The organism is Clostridium sp. ZS2-4 (assembly GCF_026719745.1).
Classification (GTDB): Bacteria; Bacillota; Clostridia; order Clostridiales; family Clostridiaceae; genus Clostridium_H.
In genome coordinates, this window is sequence record NZ_JAPPRQ010000027.1 from 1 (window position 1) to 21,227 (window position 21,227).

Below are 21,227 nucleotides of genomic sequence, written 5' to 3' on the forward strand. Positions count from 1 at the left end.
AGAATTATTTTTCAAGTGGATAAAGCAGAATCTTAAAATCAAGAAGTTTATAGGATACAATCAAAATGCTATTAGAATTCAAATATTCACTGCTTTAATAGCATACATGCTTATATATTTAAATAGTAATTTAGATAATTCAAAGTATTCGATATTAAGAATAACTCGAATAATTAGAGTTAACTTATTAGAGGCATACGATGATTATTTTACAGATTTTTTACGGACAGGCTAACGCCTAAAAAAAATAAAATCGTAAAAAGCACCTTAGGTAAAGTGCATATAAGTATATTGTAATTATTATCATATATTTGTATTATTAAGATTTAAAAGCACCTAATGGAATATAATTTCCATTAAGTGCTTTTTTTCTAATGTCAATATAAAAATATTGTATTGATGCAACACTAAAAATCTTTAAGTCTAGTTTTTTTATTTTATATAATTGTTTTTATGTTTTTTCTTTACTCTGGGGATTGGGGATTGGCTACTGGGGAATAAAAGAATGTTGCTTCGCAACATTTTTTTATTATTTTGCTTCCGCAGCTTCTCCTGTTACAAATTTACCAAACCTGTTAAATGGGAAAATTATAAATCGTGCTTTACCTTTTATCTTGCTTTCTGCTATGTAATTATTTTTCCAGTATCTTCCGTCCCATGAATTAGCTCTATTATCTCCCATGAAAAAGTATTGTCCTTCTGGAACCTTGAAAGTTCCACCAGCTCCCCCATTGTAAACCACATAATCTTGTTCTATTTTTTTGCCATTAACATAAACATCTCTATTGTTATCTACCCTAACTTCATCTCCTGGAAGTCCTATAAGTCTCTTTATTAAAGTTTCCTTAAGTTCATCTGAATAAAAAACAACAATGTCTCCTCTATTTAAAGACTTTTTATCATAAACTCTCGTAACTATAATTCTATCTCCTGGTTTAATTGTAGGATACATGGATTTTGTAGGTACCGATACCTGAAAAAATAAAAATTGATTTATTAAAACTGCAAGTAAAATCGCTACTCCTATCGGCATTATCCATTCTTTTAAAAAACTATTTAATTTCATAGTCGCTCTCTCCTTTTATGTGTATACATTACCTATTTTATCACAAATAAATAAGTATACCAATTTATTTATATCGGCAACTTTACTATTACATATTTATGCAGCATCCTCTTGAGAAATCATATCTAAATTATTATTCCACAAATATTTTTCCGTCTCAGAAACAATAACCCCATTCAATGCTATAAGAGATATTAAATTTGGAATTGCCATTAAGCCATTAGCTAAATCTGATAGATCCCATACAAACTGCAGCGAGAATATAGCGCCTCCAAAAACCATAATTACCCATAATATTCTATAGCTGATTATACCTTTTTTCCCAACAAGGTATTCAACTGCTTTCTCACCATAATATGACCACCCTAATATTGTTGAAAATACAAAAGTAGTTAAAGCTATAGTTAAAAATATAGTTCCTACTCCTGTTATTGTATCGAAAGCCATTTTTGTCAGCTGACCACCTTCAAGACCCCTATTCCAAACCCCTGTATTAGTTAGAACAATTCCTGTAATAGCACATACAATTACAGTATCCCAGAAAGTACCACTTGACGCTACAAGAGCTTGCCTTACAGGATTTTTTGTTTGAGCAGCTGCTGAAACAATAGGAGCACTTCCAAGACCTGATTCATTAGAGAAAAGTCCTCTAGATACTCCATATCTCATAGCCACAATCAAGCTTGAACCAGCAAATCCTCCTACTGCTGCTTGTTTTGTAAAAGCATACTTAAATATTAATGCAATAGATGCTGGAACTGTTTTATAACTCATTATTAATATTATTAAACAGCCTCCAATATAAAAAAGTGCCATAAAAGGAATCAGTATATTTGCTACTTTTGCGATATTTTTAATGCCTCCAAGTATTACAATTGCTGTCAGTACGGCAAGAACTAATCCCGTAATCCATGTTGGAATGTTCAAAACATCATTAGCCATTCCTGCAATAGAATTAGATTGAACCATACATCCTGTACCAATGGCAGCAACAGCTGTAAAAATAGCAAATAACACGCCAAGCCATTTCTGCTTTAACCCATATTCTAAAACATACATAGGTCCTCCAACCATAGCTCCATCTTTAGTTTTGATTCTATACTTTACAGCAAGTAATGCTTCACTATATTTTGTTGCAATACCTAAAATTCCCGTAATCCATGTCCAAAATACTGCTCCTGGTCCCCCTAAAGAAATAGCTGTTGCAACTCCTACTATATTTCCAGTGCCAATTGTTGATGCAAGAGCTGTGGCTAAAGCACCAAACTGAGTTACATCTCCTTTTGAATCTTCATCCTTAGTTACAGAAAGCTTTATAGCTTTTCCAATATATCTTTGAATAAATTTAAGTCTAATAGTAAGAAAAATATGAGTGCCCAATAACAAAATTAAAAGCGGCCACCCCCAAAGAAGTGAATCAATCTTTGAAATCACCTGATGAATTATATCCATTTTGTTTCCTCCTTAGGTGTTTTGCGTTTTATATTATCACTAGTCCAAAACATTATTTTATCACATATTTATACATTAGTGAATGTATCTTTTTTCAACACTAAAAAACACCTAAAAAAAGCACCTAAATTTATAGACTCATAATATTTGTTGCCCATTTAATTGATTCAAGATATACTATTGAAATATCATTTCTATCTATATTAAGCTTTGTGGAAAGCAAAATTACATCATCCCAATTTCCATTTTCATATGAACATATTAATTTATAAATATGATAAAAGAGATTTTTTTCTTTTTCCAATAAAGCTCTTTTTATATCTTTGCTAACAAACAAATCCTGTAAAAGTTCATGTAAAGGCCTGTTTAATAAGCAATCAACCATTGACAGTATTCCCATTATGTAAGCATCAAAAGATCTATTTTTAAGATGTGTTTTTAGTAAAAGAGTTTCAGCAAATTTTGCTCTTATAAGACTGATTTTTAACAATTCTAAGGAGTTTCCTTTACCCATATCTTGCATTACAATAGCATTTAACCAATACCTTAAATTTTTTTCACCAATAATAGCAATTGCCTCATTCACAGATTTAATTTCTCTTTTGAAGGAGAAATATGATGAGTTTGTTAGCTTTAAAAACTTGTACGAAAGAGACACATCCCTAATAATAACTTTTTTTAAATCTTCTAAGCTTGAATTTTCCCTGTTTATTTCATTCATTAAGTTTAAATAATCAAACTTTGCAATAGGTATATCCTTTGATGAAAGAATCACAGGCTTACTAAAATAGTATCCTTGAAACATAGAATATCCATATTTCTGAGCTTCTTTAAAATCTTTATAGGTTTCAACTTTTTCAGCCAAAAATATCAATTTATTATTTATCTTTTTTAGCAGTTTCAAGATTTCCAATCTTTCTATCCCTTTCACAACTAAAAAATCAACTTTTATTATGTCTGCGAACTCTATTAAATCCATATATTTTTTATCAAAGACAAAATCATCAAGAGCTAATTTATATCCTAGTTTCTTTAACTTCTTACACTTATCAATTATCTCATTAGATGGCTTAACTGTCTCTAATATTTCAACTACAATATCTTTTGATGAAAACATATATATAGTATCTGTTTTGAGTAAATCCTCTGTAAAATTTATAAAAGCAGGTTTATTTTCTACTACGTTATTAATTCCCATAGTAATAAAACCATTTATCAGCACATTCAATGTTGCATTATTTCCATCTGAGTTATTAAAGGTATTACTTTTATAATTTGACCTATATAATAACTCATAGGCAACTGTTTCCTTTTTATTGTTAAAAATAGGTTGTCTTCCTACAAAAACATCCATAAAGATACTCCTCTACCTATATATTTTAAGGAATTTGCTTAAGATTGAGTAAAAGCTCCACCTTAAGCCCCAAATCCTCTTTATCTACATTTTCATTTTCTCTCTTAACGTATACTTAAATTATTACTGTAGTTCCGTCAAACTTTGTAAAACAAAAGCCTTTAAAATCTTCATTATAGGTTTTCTTAAAATCATGAAGAATACCAATAGCAACAGCTTCCCCTATTTTTAGTCCCTCTACTCCATCTGAACGCCAGTGAACCCCAGCAGTATCTCGGCCCAAAGAAAGATTAGAACCAAGTTTATTTAATTCCCCACCTATAGTCAAAGGTACACCCGAATAAGGAAGTACCGATAATCCATCAGCACTGGCTACAACTGGATTAGGTATAATAAAATCTTCATTAAAAAAAGCTTTCATCATAGTAACACCAGCTCCAGCAATACAAGCATGACCAGCTGGATATGATGTATGTGTAGGACCCCCTTCTGGATATGCCATAGGCAACAAATACGTTCCATATTTATTAAAAACTTTGGAAACAGCCTTACAATTTAATAATTCAGAATTAATAGGATAACTAGTAGCCCCTGTTAAATTATTATGAACACGTCCACCAAATTCCTCTGGACGTAATCGGCGATGAACTAGAAATTTTTGAAACCAAGCAGCTTCCAGTGCTATCCTTGCTGATTTCCCAATCAAATCTAAAATGTAGGCTGCCCCGAAAGTAATAAAACCAACTTGTGTTTTTGAACATAAGTAAGGATTTTCCAAGCATAGTGCTTTATCTCCAAAACTTAATAAAATCAAACAAGCATTTAAAACACTTTGATACGTAAAATCTCCATGAACCCATTCTCCTAAATCCCTACCATTTCGAATATAACGAGGTTTAGGATCAAATATACCAGAACTGCCAGGAGCACCTCCATTTTGAATGCTTAACCATTCATCATATGAAGTCATATAGTCCTTTCCATGTAATGTAGTACGATATTGTTGCTCAAGAATTTTAGATCCAAATGGAACATCCTTGCACAAAAATTGAGAAATATAAGGTCCAACTAAATCTCCAACAGTATTACCACGAAACAATGTTCCTGGAGTAACCGCTCCACCATCTTTTGGTCCATAATATTCTGAAAATTTTGACATGTCATGAGCTGCTTCATGAATAAGAAGATCCTTATCATATTCTGCAAAAGGTATATCACGAGTTAATGCTCTCCAATAATTTTCAGCCATCTCACTCCCCATCCATGCACTACTAAAGTTAGGCGGTACAGGCATAGTTAAGTGATGAGCATTAGGACCTTCCAAATCAAATGCATATGCCCCCTGAGGATTTGCAAATTTTCTAACGCCACCTAAAGGTATTTCTTCAAACATTTCAGGATTACCCGTTGTTAAAGCCTTAAGCCATATATTATAGGCACCCATATTAACCTCACCTAATGCATTATGTGGCAGTGCCTTAGAGTAATTTGCAATTTTATTTGGATATAATCCTGCATCTCCATTGCAAGAGTGACCTGGAATAGGAATATCCTTTTGAAAACTAGCTGCATCTGTGCGTATTTTATATGCTTTTTCACTATACTGCCGCGGTGTCAATGGTCCAATTTCACAATTTTTACTTAATTTCTGATTTTCATTTGATTTTTCTTCCTTGCTTACATTGTGTTCATGAATTTGATTTTTTTCCGTTTTATTGTTTTGAACACTTTTCTTCCTTTCTATATTATTATTCTTCTCTACATCAGACACCTCTGTTTCAATAAATTTGTTTAACATCTTTTGCCCCCTTATAAAATATATATAATATAAGATATGTATTTGTACCGTTAAAAAGTTACAGTTAAACCTAACCCATTGCAAATTAATTACAACGGGTTATGATTCTTAATCTTTATATTTTAATCTATTAATTTCCAAAAAGCATCTCCTGATGGTGTTCCTGGCTCTCCCCACCAAACTGTTGCCATACCTGATGTTCCTCCAGTTTGAAGGTATTTATGTCCTTTATACATTACCTTAGTTCCTGCTGCATAACCATGAGAACTTTGGTATGATTCACTCCATTCTTCTATAGGCGGCTCAACATAATTAGGGTCATCACCTATAGCTTGCCACTCCGTAACCCATGCAGTACCTGGTTCAGCCCACCATGAAGCAGCACTTCCTACTTGAAGCCATATCTTACCTTTATGAGTTACTTTAACTCCTGGTAAATATCCATGAGATTGAGCATATTCTCTGCTCCAAGCTTGTATATCTTCTCCTGACTCTTCTACAACTGTTATTGTACATTGTCTAGTTGCACTTAAACCTTCACTATCTGAAACTGTATAAGTTAATGTGTAATTTCCAGCTGTATTTGTATCCACTGTTCCTTGAATTTGAATTTTATCTGTTATATTACCATCTTCTTTATCTGTTGCAGTTATGCCTTGCATTGGATCAAATGTATCTCCAACTTTTATTGTTTTATTTTCAATCCCTGATAATACTGGTTTTGTATTTTGCGGCGGCTTAACTTCTCCATTTTCAAAATTTTTGAATATGTTTGTAAAAGCATATTGTGATGGTATTCCAGTATTTGATTCTAACTTTGCATCTCTATTCATTGACCAATATGATGTCATACCCAATTTCTTTTCTATAGCATGATTAACTACTACTTGCGCCATATCTGTAGTAAATATTGGGTGTGCTGATGATTCAAATCCTATTGAAGGAGTTGTCCCAAGTTTTGCATAAGCTTCTTCATCAGTTAAATCCATATTTGCAAAATTCTTATAAACATCCTTTAATTGATTTTTAGCATTATCTACTGCTCTTACTGAAGCAGTACCATAATCTTCTCCTGGTAAAAGCGAACCTGTACCATAGCACATAGTCATAAGATTTACTACCTGCAAATCAACACCTTGTGAAAGATATGCTTCTAAAACATTTATTTGATCTTGAGTAAGTCCTGTTGGCATTACTGGTATTGTAAGTACTACATCTACTCCTGTTTCATCTTGGACAGCTTTTATAGCTTTTGCATTTGCTATATTTATAGTTTTACCTTGTGAAGCACCTTCTATATCTAAGTTAATGTTAGTTAATCCATATCCTTTAACTAACTCTCTATAAGTATTTGTAAGTACATTCACATCTTGAGTTGCTTGCCATGGAGCTGTACCATTAGCTCCACCAAATGAAATAGCAACATCTCCACCTATCTCACGAAGCTCTTTTATTGATTTCTTTATACCTTGATATTGAGTATTATCATTATTTTGTTCATTGAGAACTGAATATCCACCCCAGCCCCACTGCAGTTTTCCATCTACAATTGTTGATGAGATAGCTTGTATAAATCCTAAATTAAAGAATTTTATGCCTGTATCCTCTGAAATTTTCACTAGGTTTACAGTTCCGTTATTTGAGTACTCAGGATTGTTTATCCATCTAAGCATATCTGTAAATGGTGTATTTACTTGTGCTGGCCATTCAATACCTTGTCCAACTCCAAAATTTGAATCTGATTGTACTTGTTCTTTAACAGTAACTATACAAGTTTCAGCAGCTGTTAATCCCTTACTATCCAATACACTATACGTTAATGTGTAAATTCCAGCTTTACTTGTATCAACTGATCCTTCAATTTGAATTTTACTTGTTAAATCTCCATCTTCTTTATCTGCTGCTGTAATTCCAGCTTTTGGATCAAACTCATCTCCAACATTTATAGTTTTATTTGATACTCCTAAAATTGTTGGTTTTGTATTTTCTTCTGGATTACTGATTTCATCACCATAAATTGATTGTCTTGCAATTTCCGGACTTGATTTTGTAATACGTTGAACCAAATCTATTCCTTTTATGTTTGATGTATCTTCAGGAGCTACAGCACACTTTAATCTAAATGTGTATGATTCGCCTTGCTTTATTTCATTACCATCCCATATAGATGATAAATCAACTATAGTCATCCCATTTTCATTTGTAACTATACCTGCAGTATAATCTCCTGTTAATGGTCCTCCATCATTTTTTATATAGAACTTAGGTAATTTTATACTTTCTGCCGATGTTTCAGTACTTCTTAAAACATCATTTGATTCATTAACTGTTTCATTATTCTTTATAGTTATTTCATACCCACCAGCTGTTCCCCAGCTTTCTTTAAAAGTAGTAACTGTAGCTGTAACATCTAAATCATCATATTTTATTTCATACTTTGGTAATTCTCCGCTGCCAAATAAACCTTGTTTAGTTGCATTTGTCAATTCATCACGTCTACTTGAATTAGTTGTCGGAGCATCTTGTGATGCCATCCAAGCAATCATACCACCTAAGTTATTATCATTTACATACTTTGTTTTCTCTCCAATTGAACGTACATTATCATATGTGAAGAATGCTCCTGTATTTGGGTCATAAAGATATGGAGCTTTAGCTGAATCGTCCCAATATTCTCTAATCCCTGGGTATTTAGCTTTTAACTTATCCAAACTACGGTATGACCAAACACCTCCACGACGTCCACCTTCTCCAACTTTAAGCGGTGCTTCATTTTCTGCTCCACGACTTAGTGTTTGATCAGCGTCTTTTCCAACAAAAGTAGCTTGTCCAAATAATCCAGGATTCTGTGGATCTATTCCTTCTGTTACCTTCTCCCAACCACGTGTATAATAAGCAGCGCCTACCACTATTTTTTCTGACTCAGCCCCTTTACTTTCCAAATATTTAACACTTTCATCTACTGATAGTCCATTATTTTTATTTGGATCATTAGGGTTCGTGTATAATCCTGTTTGGTGACCACTTATTTCACTCCAAGCACCTTGCATATCATAGGTCATTATATTTGCAAAATCTACAATATCAAAAAGTGCATCAACATCTATACCTGTGTCTAATTTTTCTTTTGATACTGGTAGAGCAACTGATAACTCATATGTCTTGTCTAACTCTTTACCTTGTCTATCTAAACCTTCACGTATATCTTGTAAAAGTTTTATATAATTTTGCTTATCTTCTGGTATTGAATGTGGAGTCCCCTCATCATTTTTATTATCAACTAAATCTGGCTGACGAACTGCTCCTGGATATTCCCAGTCTATATCTACAAAATCCATATTTGTATACTTTATAAACTTTAAAATATTTTCAACAAAAGCTTTACGTTTGACTGGATCAGCAGCTACTGCTGAAAAGTCGCCACTCTTTGACCAACCCCCAAGTGAAACTCCTATTTTTAAATTAGGATTTTTAGCACGCAAATCTTGTAATGCTGGTAATATACCTGCATTGCTCGCTCCCCATTGAACGCCGTCTTGACCTACTGGTGCTTCAACAGCTGCTCCTTTATCTGTAAATATTAAATTTCCATTACTGTCAAAATCTAAAAACGCAAAATTTAAATGTGTTAATTTATCTGCTGGTATATCTTTGGGATAAAAATTATCTTGTCCTCCCCAGATTGACCAATCTCCATAATACATAACACTACGTTTTACAGCGGCATTCTTTGCTTCTACAGCCATTACATTCATTGAATGTAAAATAGGTGATGCTGTTCCTAACAGCATTGATGCCACAGTAAAATTAACCACTGATTTTCTCATTTTTTCAAATGCTCTTCTTGACATATTTCTCCCCCCTTTTAATTTTTACAATTAAGTCAAATCCTCAAACTTCTTATAAAACAAAATTAATTTAATAATATTTAGGCTAATTATAGAATCTTTTACGCTTCATTCCTCAGTCCCCATACCTAATATACTTAGTTTAAAATAAACTTATTGATTATTTGCATAATTTTGTTTTTTATAAGACCATTTGCTTAATCTTTTTACTAAAATTCACTTAATTTTATCATATTTTATGCAAACTTCAACATTTTTCTTTCGAATATTTTATTATTTTCTAAATTTTCTTTAAACAATTCCATATATTGATTTAAATTTTAATTTATTTTTATATTTTATTCAAAAAGGGAAAAAATCAAGGCTTTTCCCTTAATTCTTTCCCTTTTATATTTCTGACAACATAATTGTTTTTGTTCTTTTCCATCTGTAGTTGCAAATTTTATTTTTATAGAAATTTCCTATACTAGTTTTGTTTTCTATTTTTATTATTGAATTAAGTTTTAAATAAACTATTATGATTGTTCAAAAGATATCTGCCAAGATATACTGCACTAGCTGCAGCCTGAGATAAAGAATAGGTTGTTCCCGAACAATCACCTATAACATAAAGCCCTTCCTCTGTAGTCTGAAAATATGCATTAGTATTAATCTCAGGTTCATAAAATTTTGCATCAATTCCATATAATAAAGTGTCTTTATGAATTTCTTTACCCATTAGATTTTCTATTAATTCAAAAATTTTCAATAAAGCATCGATATAGATTTTGGGAATTTCATTATACAAATTTCCACCCTCACCTTTAAGAGTCGGTTGAATACTGTTTTTAGCAAGTTGTTCTTTTGTAGTTACTCTATTTTTTATCAAATCCTTGAATCTTTGAATGACTATTCTTTCTCTTCCTTGATTTATAGATTTTATTATACTTCTTGCATACTCCTTTGAATCCTTAGAAGAAGAAAAGTATTTAGGTACAAAAACCGAGAAATTCAAATTACAACTCGGCTTATGGGTTTCAAGATAATTTTGCCCATCTGCCAGAACAAGTCCTTCTTGATGTTTTTTGATAACTTTTCCTTTAGGATTCATACAATAAGTTGTGGCTTCAAATTCATCGCCTTGGTAACTAATCTTAGTTTCAAAAGATTCTTTAAAAATAGAGTCTAGCTGATTACCCTTCATTTCAACTCTTATCCCTAAATCTACCCTGGATCTATATGGTTCAATATCGAAAGATTTACAATATTCCATAAATCTCTCTCCTCCACTTATACCTGTAGCTAATACAACTACCTTGGACTTAAAAACATTCTCGTTACTATTCAAGTTAAATACATTATTCATTTTATCTATAGAAATTATTTCTGTCTCAAACTTAATATCAACCTTATCCTTAAGATATAAATACATTTTATTTAAAATTTCATAAGACAATGTAGTTCCCAAGTGTCTTACTTTTGTAGTTAGTATACTGCAATTATTTTCCTTTGCTATTCTACTAAGCTTTTCATTTTCTGTACTATATAATTTAACTTTATCTCCTCCAAATAAACATAAGGTTTTATCCACATACTCCATTAAGTTTATTGCATTTTCATTTCCTATTTTTTCACCTAAATGGCCGCCGAAATCATTAGTATAATTAAACTTCCCCTCTGACCTGCCCATGCCACCAAATCCTTGAATCTTATTGCATACTTTGCAATTAATACATTTTTCACTTAATTCACTTTCAATTGGACATATCCTGTCTATGAAATTTCTTCCCTTTTCTATCATCAATATTTTCAATTTTGTTTCTGTCTGTAACAGAGTATATGCAAGAAATATCCCACTAACTCCTGCCCCAACTATAGATATATCATACATATATCTATTCTTTTCTTAACCAGGTTACAGTTTCCACATGGCCAGTTTGTGGGAACATATCTACTGGCTGTACTTCTTTCGTTTTGTATCCTAATTCTTCTAATATTCCTAAATCTCTTGCAAGCGTTGAGGCATCACATGAAACATACACTATTCTATCAGGTCCCATTTTTGCAATAGCTTCTAAAAGGACTTTGTCACAGCCTTTTCTTGGGGGATCTACTACTACTACATCAGCTTTCACACCATTTTTAATCAATTGTGGAATAACTTCTTCTGATTTTCCTACTTGAAATTCAACATTATCTACATTATTTTGTTCTGCATTTATTTTTGCGTTTTCTATGGCCTGTGGCACTATCTCTACTCCATATACCTTTTTAGCATTTTTAGACAAAAATAACGATATGGTTCCCGTACCGCAGTATGCATCAAAAACTACTTCATTGCCGCTTAAATCCGCATATTCTAGTGCTTTATTGTACAATACTTCCGTTTGCACAGGATTAACCTGAAAGAAGGATAGCGGTGATATGTTAAATTTAAATTCATTGATATAATCACTTATAAAATCTCTACCATAAAGTGTTATGCACTCTTCACCTAAAATAACATTTGTTTTCTTAGGATTTATGTTTTGAACTATGCTGGTTATTCCATCTATATTTTCACTAATTAATTTTATAAATTCGTCTTTATGTGGAAGTTTTTTCTCCTTAGTTACTATAACTACCATAACTTCATTAGTCTTAAATCCTCGTCTTATCATTATATGTCTTACTAATCCACTATTTTTTTCTTCATTATAAGCATTAATATTATATTTTTTCATCCACTCTTTTGTAAACTTTACAACCTTATCAGCAGTCTCATCCTGGATATGACAAGTTTGCATATCTATAATGTCATGACTTCTAGGCGCATAGAAACCAATTTTTATATCACCATTTTCTTTTCCTACCGGAAGCTGTACCTTGTTTCTATATCTATAAGGCTCTTTCATACCTGTGGTATTATGTAAAATAACCCCTTCATTATCTTTTTCCTGATTACTGGTTACTAGTAACTGATTACTGATTTGTAGTTTTCCTATTCTCTCTAAAACGTCCCTAACTCTATTTTTCTTGAATTCAAGCTGAGCTTCATAATATAAATGCTGAAGACTGCATCCACCACATCTTTTATATATACTACAAACTGGCTCCCTTCTATCTTTTGAAGCTTCTAATATTTCTATAAGTTTACCAAAAGCAAAACTTTTTTTAACTTTCACTATTTTAACTCTAACCTTTTCACCTAACATTGCTCCATGTATAAAAATTGTATAATTATCTATTTTAGCTACGCCTTCTCCTTCATATCCTAATCCTGATATTTCAACATCATATTCTTTATTTTTTTCTACTGGTATAACTTTCTCCATTTATTCTATCTCCATTCCATTTCATTCTTATTATTATCGCTGTATTACATTTTATCAAAAAAACAACCAAAATTAAAAGCTTTTCTGTCAAAACAGAAAAGCTTAAAGTTTAACTTTGTTTAAAAGTTTCACACTGAGTTGCATCGCTTGCATGTGCTGTTAATCCATTTATTTGTACACTGTCAGCATTACATAGTTTATTTTGATTATAAACGCAGTTTTCTGCATCACATGTAACCTTTGGACTCATCTCAATAGAAGAATTTCGAGAAAATATTTGTTTTACTTCCCCAACTACATTCATATTAGCTAAATTTGTCAAAGCATTTTTCAAACCCTTTTCTGCAAAGGTACCACACTGAGTTGTAGCACTTATTGAAGCGGTTATTCCTTCTACTCTTATCTCTCGGGCCGTACATAATCCATTTATGTTGTGAACACAATTTCCTGCACTGCAGCTTAGTTTTGTATCCATGATAAAATCCTCCTTACCTAATTATATATACATATTTTTTGGCTTTTAGGAGTTTTTATGCACCTATTTAAAAATAAAGTTAAAATATTAAAACTCTTCTTTTTAATAAAGCATATACATAAAGCATTGGTATAGTACAGGTAAAAATATAGCTGGAAGTAAATTTGCCACTTTTATTTTTGTTATTCCTAACACATTAAAAGCTAGTCCAATTATAAGGATACCTCCTATTGCTGTCATGTTATTTATTACTGACCCAATTAATATTCCTTTTAAGAAACTTGCTCCAATAGTTATCAAGCCTTGATATATAAATACAGATACAGCAGATATCATAACACCTATACCTAAGGATGACGCAAATATAATAGACGTAATTCCATCAAGCACTGATTTTGCGAAAAGAGTTTTATGACTTCCTAGAAGTCCACTTTCAAGAGAACCAACAATAGCCATAGCTCCAATACAGAATAATAAACTGCAGGTTACAAATCCTTCTGCTATTCCTCCACTTTTTTTTGTGAATTTTTCTTCTATTTTTTTCCCAAGCATATCTATTCTATTTTGTATATCTATCATTTCTCCTATTACTGCCCCTATAACAACAGAAATAATAATTATAAGTATACTATTTGACTCCAACTTATCATAAGTATCTATGATATTTATGATACCTATAAACAAAACACATAAAGATAATCCGTTCATTATATTTTTACTTACCTTTTCACTTATTCCACCTTTTAGCAATATTCCAATAAAACTTCCTACAATGATAGCAAAAAAATTAACTATGGTTCCGATCATAATTGTTACCTCCAAATTATTTGTATATTAGTGCAACTACTAAGTTATCGAATAAAATTATTATAAATTTTTTTATATAAATTGTAACCTCATCTAAAAAAATATAAAAAAAGTGCATCCTTATAAATAAGGATGCTAAGAATGGAATCAGTACCCTAGTTAACATAGTTTATTATAATAGTTTAACCAGTTGCATACAAATTATACCAAATAAAAATAAATAACCAAGTTTTATGATTATTTATTTTTATCATCTCACTATTGTATTAAAAAATGTTTATTCTAAGTTAAATTTCATCTATACATTGTATCATATATATTTCAAGTAATCTAGATATTTTTTAATTTTTTATAGAATTTAATTTTTAAATTTCAAAACACTATCCAAAAGGAATGAGTGTTAAATTCATACATTCCTTTTGTTACCCAAATTAATTCATTATATTAAACTATATTTGCTCTTCCACTGTAAACAACTCCACGAGCAACATCAAGAGTTATAAATGCTCCAGTTTTTATAGCATCCATAGCACCACCAGCACTACAAATTAGTGGAATTCCTCTTGATAGACATTCAATAGCCATATGAGAAGTTAATCCTCCTTGTTCTGATACAACACCAGCAACTCTATCTAAGATATCCATGTAATCTCTATCTAAGTTTTTCACTACTAAAATATCATCATTTTCTACTTTTTCTGCAGCTTCTTTTGCATTTTTAACCACTTTAGCCGTTCCATATCCTGGGAATGTTCCCGCTCCCTTACCTTGTACAAGAACATCACCAACAATATGAACTTTAAGCATATTTGTAGTTCCTGAATAATGTACAGGTATTCCTGCTGCTACTACAACCAAATCTCCATTTTCAACATATCCGCATTCTTTTGCTTTATTTACTGATTCAGTTATCATTTCATCAGTTGAATCAAATTTTCTTGCGCATATAGGGAATACGCCCCAGTTTAATGCTAATTTTCTTGCTATTTCTTCATTAGGAGTAACTGCAATTATTGGACATTCTGGTTTATACTTAGAAACCATTCTAGCTGTACTTCCTGTTTGTGTAGCTGTTATTATAGCTGAAACATTTAGTTCTCTTGCTGTTGAGCAAGTAGCAAGACTTATTGCATTTGCTACATTTGATAATGCATTTTCTTTTCTTTTATTTAAAGCAGCTTCATAATCGATTTGAGCTTCAGCAGTCATAGCTATTCTAGCCATAGTTTTTGCTGCTTCAACAGGATATTTACCATTTGCAGATTCTCCACTTAGCATAACTGCATCTGTACCATCAAAAATTGCATTTGCAACGTCAGAAGCTTCTGCTCTTGTAGGTCTTGGATTTCTCATCATAGAATCCAACATTTGAGTAGCAGTAATAACTGGTTTTCCAGCTTTATTACATTTTTCTATAATCATTTTTTGAACTACTGGAACTTTTTCTATAGGAATTTCAACTCCCATATCTCCTCTGGCAACCATTATACCATCAGAGAATTTGATAATTTCATCTATATTATCAACACCCTCTTGGCTTTCTATCTTTGAAAATATTTGAACGTCGCTTCCACCATTTTGTTCTAATACTTTTCTAATAGCTAGAACATCTGCTGCCTTTCTTATAAATGAAGCAGCTACCATATCTATTTCTTGTTTACATCCAAATATTAAATCTGATTCGTCTTTTTCAGTAATTGCAGGTAATTTTATTGATACATTTGGAACATTTATTCCTTTTTTACTTGATACAAATCCGCTATTTGCAACTATACAGTGCACCTTATTTCCTTCAATTTCTTCTACAGTAAGACCAACTAATCCATCATCTATTAATATAGTATTACCTTGCTTTACATCTTTGTATAAATTATCATATGTTATAGAACATTTTGTAGCATCTCCAAGTACATCTTCTCCACAATAGATTGTAAATCTGCTTCCTTCTTTCAATTCAATTTTTTCTGCAAAATCTTTGGTTCTGATTTCTGGTCCTTTTGTATCTAAAACTATTGCTATAGGCTTGTTATACTTTGTCCTTAATTTTTTTATTGTATTTATTCTATTACCATGTTCTTCATGGTCTCCATGTGAAAAGTTAAGTCTTGCAGCATTCATTCCAGCCTCAATTAATTGTGATAACACTTCTTCACTTTCACTTGTTGGTCCAATAGTAAAAATCATTTTAGTTTTTTGCATAATTTACTCTCCTTTAAGTAAGTTTTTAATATGATAATATATTAGCTATATTATATAGCTCATCATCAAATTTTCTTTCAACAGCTAAAGCTTCTTCAATATCGTCATCTACTGTTTTTCCTTCTCTTATCCCAACTACCCTAGAAGATTTTCCCTCTATTAATAATTCTACTGCTCTAACTCCCATTCTTGAAGCCAGCACTCTATCAAAAGCTGTTGGACTTCCACCTCTTTGAATATGTCCAAGAATTGTTGCTCTTGTTTCAATTCCCGTTACCTCTTGAACTCTTTTAGCTAAACTTTCAGCTCCCCCTACTCCTTCTGCTAAAATAATTAAATTATGAAGCTTTCCTCTTAGTTTTCCTTCTAGAATTTTTTTGCATAATTCATCCTCATCAAACCCTTTTTCAGGAACTATAACACTTTCAGCTCCACCTGCAACTCCAGCAAAAAGAGCTAAATCACCACAGTTTCTTCCCATAACTTCTACTATACTAGCTCTTTCGTGAGAAGATGATGTGTCTCTTAACTTGTTTATTGCATCTAAAACAGTATTTAAGGCAGTATCAAAGCCTATTGTATAATCTGTATAAGCTAAATCATTGTCTATAGTTCCTGGTAAACCAATTGTAGATATTCCCAATTTTGATAATAATCTAGCTCCTTGGAAAGAACCATCTCCTCCTATTACTACCAGTCCATCTATTCCAAAGGCTTTTAGGATATTAACAGCTTTTTTTCTTCCTGCTTCTGTTCTAAATTCTTCACAACGAGCTGTTCTTAAAATCGTCCCACCTCTTTGAATTATATCAGATACACTATGACGTCCCATTTCAAAAATTTCACCATTTATTAAACCACTATACCCTCTTTGAATCCCCATTACTTTAAGGCCTCTGTCTAAGCCAGCTCTTACTACTGACCTTATGGCAGCATTCATTCCTGGTGCATCTCCACCACTTGTTAAAACAGCAATTGTTTTCATAATTACTCCCTCCTGAAACTACCGGGACATATTTCATCCCGTTCAAACTATAAACTAGCTAGTTTACTACTATTCTCAACTATGGATAGTATATCATTTTTTTTTATTTTTTTCATTAAAATTTATTATCTAAATACAAAAATAATATTAAATTCATGATAAAAATTAATATTATTTTTGTATTTTCCTAATAATATTTTGTTTAACCTTAGAAATAAATATACTATAAATTTTAGTTTATAGTACTTTTATATTTTCTCTTCCAAATTTGTCCACTAAGTAATTTAATAATTCTTCTTCTTCCTGAACCCAAAAATCTCTGCTTAACATATATTTTTTTCTTTCTTTCTTAGTACATATAAATACAGGTACATTTCCCTTATTTCTCAACACATTATTTTTCAGTTCATTTTTTGTCTTCATAACTTCTTTATATTCTTCAACTAAAATATATAATTTTTTATTAGAGGTTTTTAATAGTGTTTGAATATTATCACATAAAATTTTTGGCTGCTCATCTTCTCTCTTTGTTACTCTACCTTTTATTAAAACAATTTCATCCTCTCTTATTAATTCATTGAACTTTTCAAGAACCTTTGGAAAAATTATTGTCTCTATTGTTCCATATAAATCTTCTAACTTTACAAAAGCCATCATAGTATTATTTTTAGTTATTTTCCTGTTTACTTCACTTATAATACCTCCAATAATAACTCTCTGTCCATCTTTAATTTTAGCATTTTCCTCTTCTACATGCTTTGCAGCTTCATCCATTAATTCTTCTTCTAATGCTTCATCTCCTATTATATCTATACTTCGAGCTGAAGTCATATTTTTAAGAGTATCTTCATAATCCTCTAAAGGATGTCCTGATAAATAAATTCCCGTCATTTCCTTTTCCATAGCTAATAGATACTTTTTATCAAATTCTCTTATATCAGGATATTTTATTTCTATTTGTTTAAACTCATTTTCAAACCCTGAGAATAAACTCATTTGACCATCAATGTTTCGCTTTCTCTGATTAATTATCGAATCTATTATTCTTTCATAAACAGCTAAAAGTTGTGAACGGTATACACAAAAGCAATCAAATACCCCTGCCTTTATCAAGCTTTCTATCATTCTTTTATTTATGCAGCTTGAATCTACCTTATTGCAAAAATCAATAAAGCTTGTGAATTTACCCTTTTTATTTCTAACCTTTACAATATTATCTATAATATTATCTCCAACATTTTTAACTGCTGCAAGTCCAAAGCGAATTTTATTATTTTCAACTGTAAATTTTCCAAAGCTTTCATTAATATCTGGAAGAAGCAATTCAATGTTATTATCCTGTATAGATCTTGTATAAAAAGCTACCTTGTCACTATTTCCTCTTACACTGTTCAGCATAGCCGCCATATACTCTGTTGGATAATAATAAGCTAAATATGCAGTTTCATACGCCACAACAGCATAAGCTGCCGCATGAGATTTATTGAAAGCATAGGAAGCAAAATCCATCATAGAATCATAAATTTTATTAGCTGCCGTTTCACTTATGCCAGTCCTGATACATCCTGAAACCTCAATATTTCCATTTTCGTCTACTATTCCATATATAAAGTTCTTTCTTTCCTCTTCCATAACCTTATGCTTTTTCTTTGACATGGCACGTCTAACAAGATCACTTCTTCCCATAGAATATCCAGCCAAATCTCTAACTATTTGCATAACCTGTTCCTGGTATACCATACATCCATAGGTAACACCAAGTATTGGCTCAAGTTCAGGGGTTTCATACTCTACCTTGTCAGGATTATTCTTATTTCTAATATATCTTGGTATTTCTGCCATAGGCCCTGGTCTATAAAGACTTATTCCCGCTATAATATCCTCCAAACTCTCTGGTTTTAGCTCTTTCATAAAGCTAGTCATTCCTGGAGATTCTAATTGAAATACACCTATAGTTTTTCCTTTTCCAAGCATTTTGTACACATTTGCATCTTCAAAATCTATTTTATCGAGGTCAATCTCTTCTCCAATATTTTGTTTTATAAGCTCTACTGCATCTCTCATAACCGTAAGAGTTCTAAGCCCTAAAAAGTCCATTTTCAAAAGTCCCAACTCTTCTAAAGTATTCATAGTAAACTGAGCTACTATTGACTCTTCATTTTTTAATAGCGGAACATAATTTACTAAAGGTTCTGATGCAATAACAACTCCTGCTGCATGGGTAGAGGTATGTCTTGGAAGTCCTTCGAGATTCCTGGCAACATCTATTAATTCCTTTATTCTATCATCACTTTCATAGTCAAGCTTAAGTTCTTGATTCATCTCTAACGCTTTATCTATTGTTATTCCTAGCACTGTGGGTATCATTTTAGCGATTCTATCTACTTCTGCATAAGAATAATTCATAGCCCTTCCCACATCTCTAATACAAGCTCTAGCCGCCATTGTTCCAAATGTAACTATCTGTGACACATTATCTTTGCCATATTTATCTACAACATAATCTATAACCTCGCCTCGTCTCTCATAGCAAAAGTCACTATCAATATCTGGCATGGATACACGATCAGGATTTAAAAAACGTTCAAATATAAGATTATATTTAATAGGATCTATTTTAGTTATTCCTAAAGTATACGCTACCAACGAACCTGCCGCACTGCCTCGTCCTGGTCCTGTAATTATTTCTTTTTCGTTAGAAAATCTGAAAAAGTCCCAAACAATCAAAAAATAATCTACATAGCCCATTTGTTTAATTACACTAAGCTCATATTCCAATCTTTCCTTTAACTGTTCATCTATATCAGTATACCTTTCCTTTAATCCTTTGTAGCACAATTCTCTCATATACTCATAATGATCAGTTCCTTCTGGCAGTGGAAAATTAGGAAGCTTAGATTCATGAAATTTATAATCAAAATTACATTCCTCAGCAATTTTTACTGTATTTTTTAAAGCTTCAGGTGCATAAGCAAATCTCTCATACATCTCTTCTGGTGATCTTAAATAAAACTGTTCTGGCTCATAGTGCATCCTGTTTTCATCTTCTAAAGTTTTTCCTGTCTGAATACAAAGCAGTACCTCATGAGATTTTGTATCCTCTTTTCTAATATAATGAACATCATTAGTAGCAACAAGAGGAATATCCATTTTCTTTGATAAATCCAAAAGCATATCATTAACTCTAAGCTGTTCTTCAATACCATGGTATTGGAGCTCCAAATAAAAACCATCTTTAAAAGTCTCTTTATAAAAAAGTGCAGCTTCCTTAGCTTTTTCTATATTATTATCAAGTAAGTTTGCTTGAACCTCTCCTGCTAAACAAGCTCCTAAGGCAATTAATCCGTCACTATGTGTTTTTAAATATTCATGATCAACTCTAGGCTTATAATAAAATCCATCTATAGACGCCTTAGATACTATCTTCATCAGGTTTTTATATCCTTCTTCATTCTTAACTAAAAGAACTAAGTGATGAGTCCTATTTTCCTTATCATTGTTTTTTATATGCATAGACTTTGCTGCTACATATATTTCACATCCAATAATAGGTTTTATCCCTTGTGCTTTTGCCTGCTTATAAAATTCCACACATCCATACATTGATCCATGATCTGTTATTGCAAGACTTTTCATGCCTAATTCCTTTGCTCTTGCAATCAGCTTACTTATTTTACCCGAACCATCTAGAAGACTATATTCTGTATGGACATGCAGGTGGCAAAACTCTTCTGTGTTTTTAATCTGTATATTTTCTTCCAAAGAATATTTTCCTCCTTTCTCCTTATTTCCATAATCACATTACCGTTCTTGCTCTATACATTATTAATAAGGATTACCTTAATAATATCATATTAAAAATAAAAATAAATTAGAAATTTGTGTATTACTTTAAATTATATCTTATCTTTCATTCTCTAAACATAAGAACCAAATAATTCAAAAAATTT

At 31.6% G+C, this 21,227-nt stretch carries 12 protein-coding genes and 1 pseudogene; 1 reads left to right on the forward strand and 12 read right to left on the reverse strand.

Annotation, left to right across the window (positions count from 1 at the left end; all coding sequences use genetic code 11):
* Window positions 1-235: pseudogene (locus OIO11_RS17210) on the forward strand (IS4 family transposase); the annotation flags it as partial.
* 294 nt (window positions 236-529) lie between these two features.
* Here OIO11_RS17210 and lepB read toward each other — a convergent pair.
* From lepB to OIO11_RS04765, 12 genes are all read right to left on the reverse strand, one after another.
* On the reverse strand, window positions 530-1,066 hold the full coding sequence (gene lepB, locus OIO11_RS04705; protein ID WP_268070209.1) for a signal peptidase I: 537 nt from the start codon (window positions 1,064-1,066) through the stop codon (window positions 530-532).
* Window positions 1,067-1,162: 96 nt separating this feature from the next.
* Window positions 1,163-2,518, reverse strand: coding sequence for an alanine/glycine:cation symporter family protein (locus OIO11_RS04710; RefSeq protein WP_268070210.1), 1,356 nt, complete (start codon window positions 2,516-2,518; stop codon window positions 1,163-1,165).
* Window positions 2,519-2,648: 130 nt separating this feature from the next.
* Window positions 2,649-3,872: an EAL and HDOD domain-containing protein gene (locus tag OIO11_RS04715; protein WP_268070211.1), complete on the reverse strand. Its 1,224-nt coding sequence runs from the start codon at window positions 3,870-3,872 to the stop codon at window positions 2,649-2,651.
* A 115-nt stretch (window positions 3,873-3,987) separates the two neighbouring features.
* Entirely contained in the window at window positions 3,988-5,670 is a 1,683-nt protein-coding gene (locus tag OIO11_RS04720; protein WP_268070212.1) for a vanadium-dependent haloperoxidase, read from the reverse strand.
* A gap of 122 nt (window positions 5,671-5,792) precedes the next feature.
* Window positions 5,793-9,521, reverse strand: coding sequence for a glycosyl hydrolase family 18 protein (locus tag OIO11_RS17140; RefSeq protein ID WP_326497919.1), 3,729 nt, complete (start codon window positions 9,519-9,521; stop codon window positions 5,793-5,795).
* A gap of 493 nt (window positions 9,522-10,014) precedes the next feature.
* Complete coding sequence (locus OIO11_RS04735; RefSeq protein WP_268070213.1) at window positions 10,015-11,388, reverse strand: NAD(P)/FAD-dependent oxidoreductase; 1,374 nt, start codon at window positions 11,386-11,388, stop codon at window positions 10,015-10,017.
* Window positions 11,389-11,392: 4 nt separating this feature from the next.
* Entirely contained in the window at window positions 11,393-12,811 is a 1,419-nt protein-coding gene (rlmD, locus tag OIO11_RS04740; RefSeq protein ID WP_268070214.1) for a 23S rRNA (uracil(1939)-C(5))-methyltransferase RlmD, read from the reverse strand.
* A gap of 109 nt (window positions 12,812-12,920) precedes the next feature.
* A complete protein-coding gene (locus OIO11_RS04745) occupies window positions 12,921-13,286 on the reverse strand; it encodes a DUF1540 domain-containing protein (protein WP_268070216.1) in 366 nt (121 codons plus the stop codon).
* A 102-nt stretch (window positions 13,287-13,388) separates the two neighbouring features.
* On the reverse strand, window positions 13,389-14,093 hold the full coding sequence (locus OIO11_RS04750; RefSeq protein WP_268070218.1) for a DUF554 domain-containing protein: 705 nt from the start codon (window positions 14,091-14,093) through the stop codon (window positions 13,389-13,391).
* Between the two features lie 444 nt (window positions 14,094-14,537).
* The gene (pyk, locus tag OIO11_RS04755; RefSeq protein ID WP_268070220.1) at window positions 14,538-16,292 is read right to left on the reverse strand and encodes a pyruvate kinase; all 1,755 of its coding nucleotides are present in this window, start codon (window positions 16,290-16,292) and stop codon (window positions 14,538-14,540) included.
* Between the two features lie 25 nt (window positions 16,293-16,317).
* Window positions 16,318-17,277, reverse strand: a complete 960-nt coding sequence (gene pfkA / locus OIO11_RS04760; protein WP_268070222.1) for a 6-phosphofructokinase — start codon at window positions 17,275-17,277, stop codon at window positions 16,318-16,320.
* A gap of 237 nt (window positions 17,278-17,514) precedes the next feature.
* Window positions 17,515-21,039 carry a DNA polymerase III subunit alpha gene (locus OIO11_RS04765; protein WP_268070224.1) on the reverse strand — a complete coding sequence of 1,175 codons (3,525 nt, stop codon included), beginning with the start codon at window positions 21,037-21,039 and terminating at the stop codon, window positions 17,515-17,517.
* Window positions 21,040-21,227 lie beyond the last annotated feature (188 nt).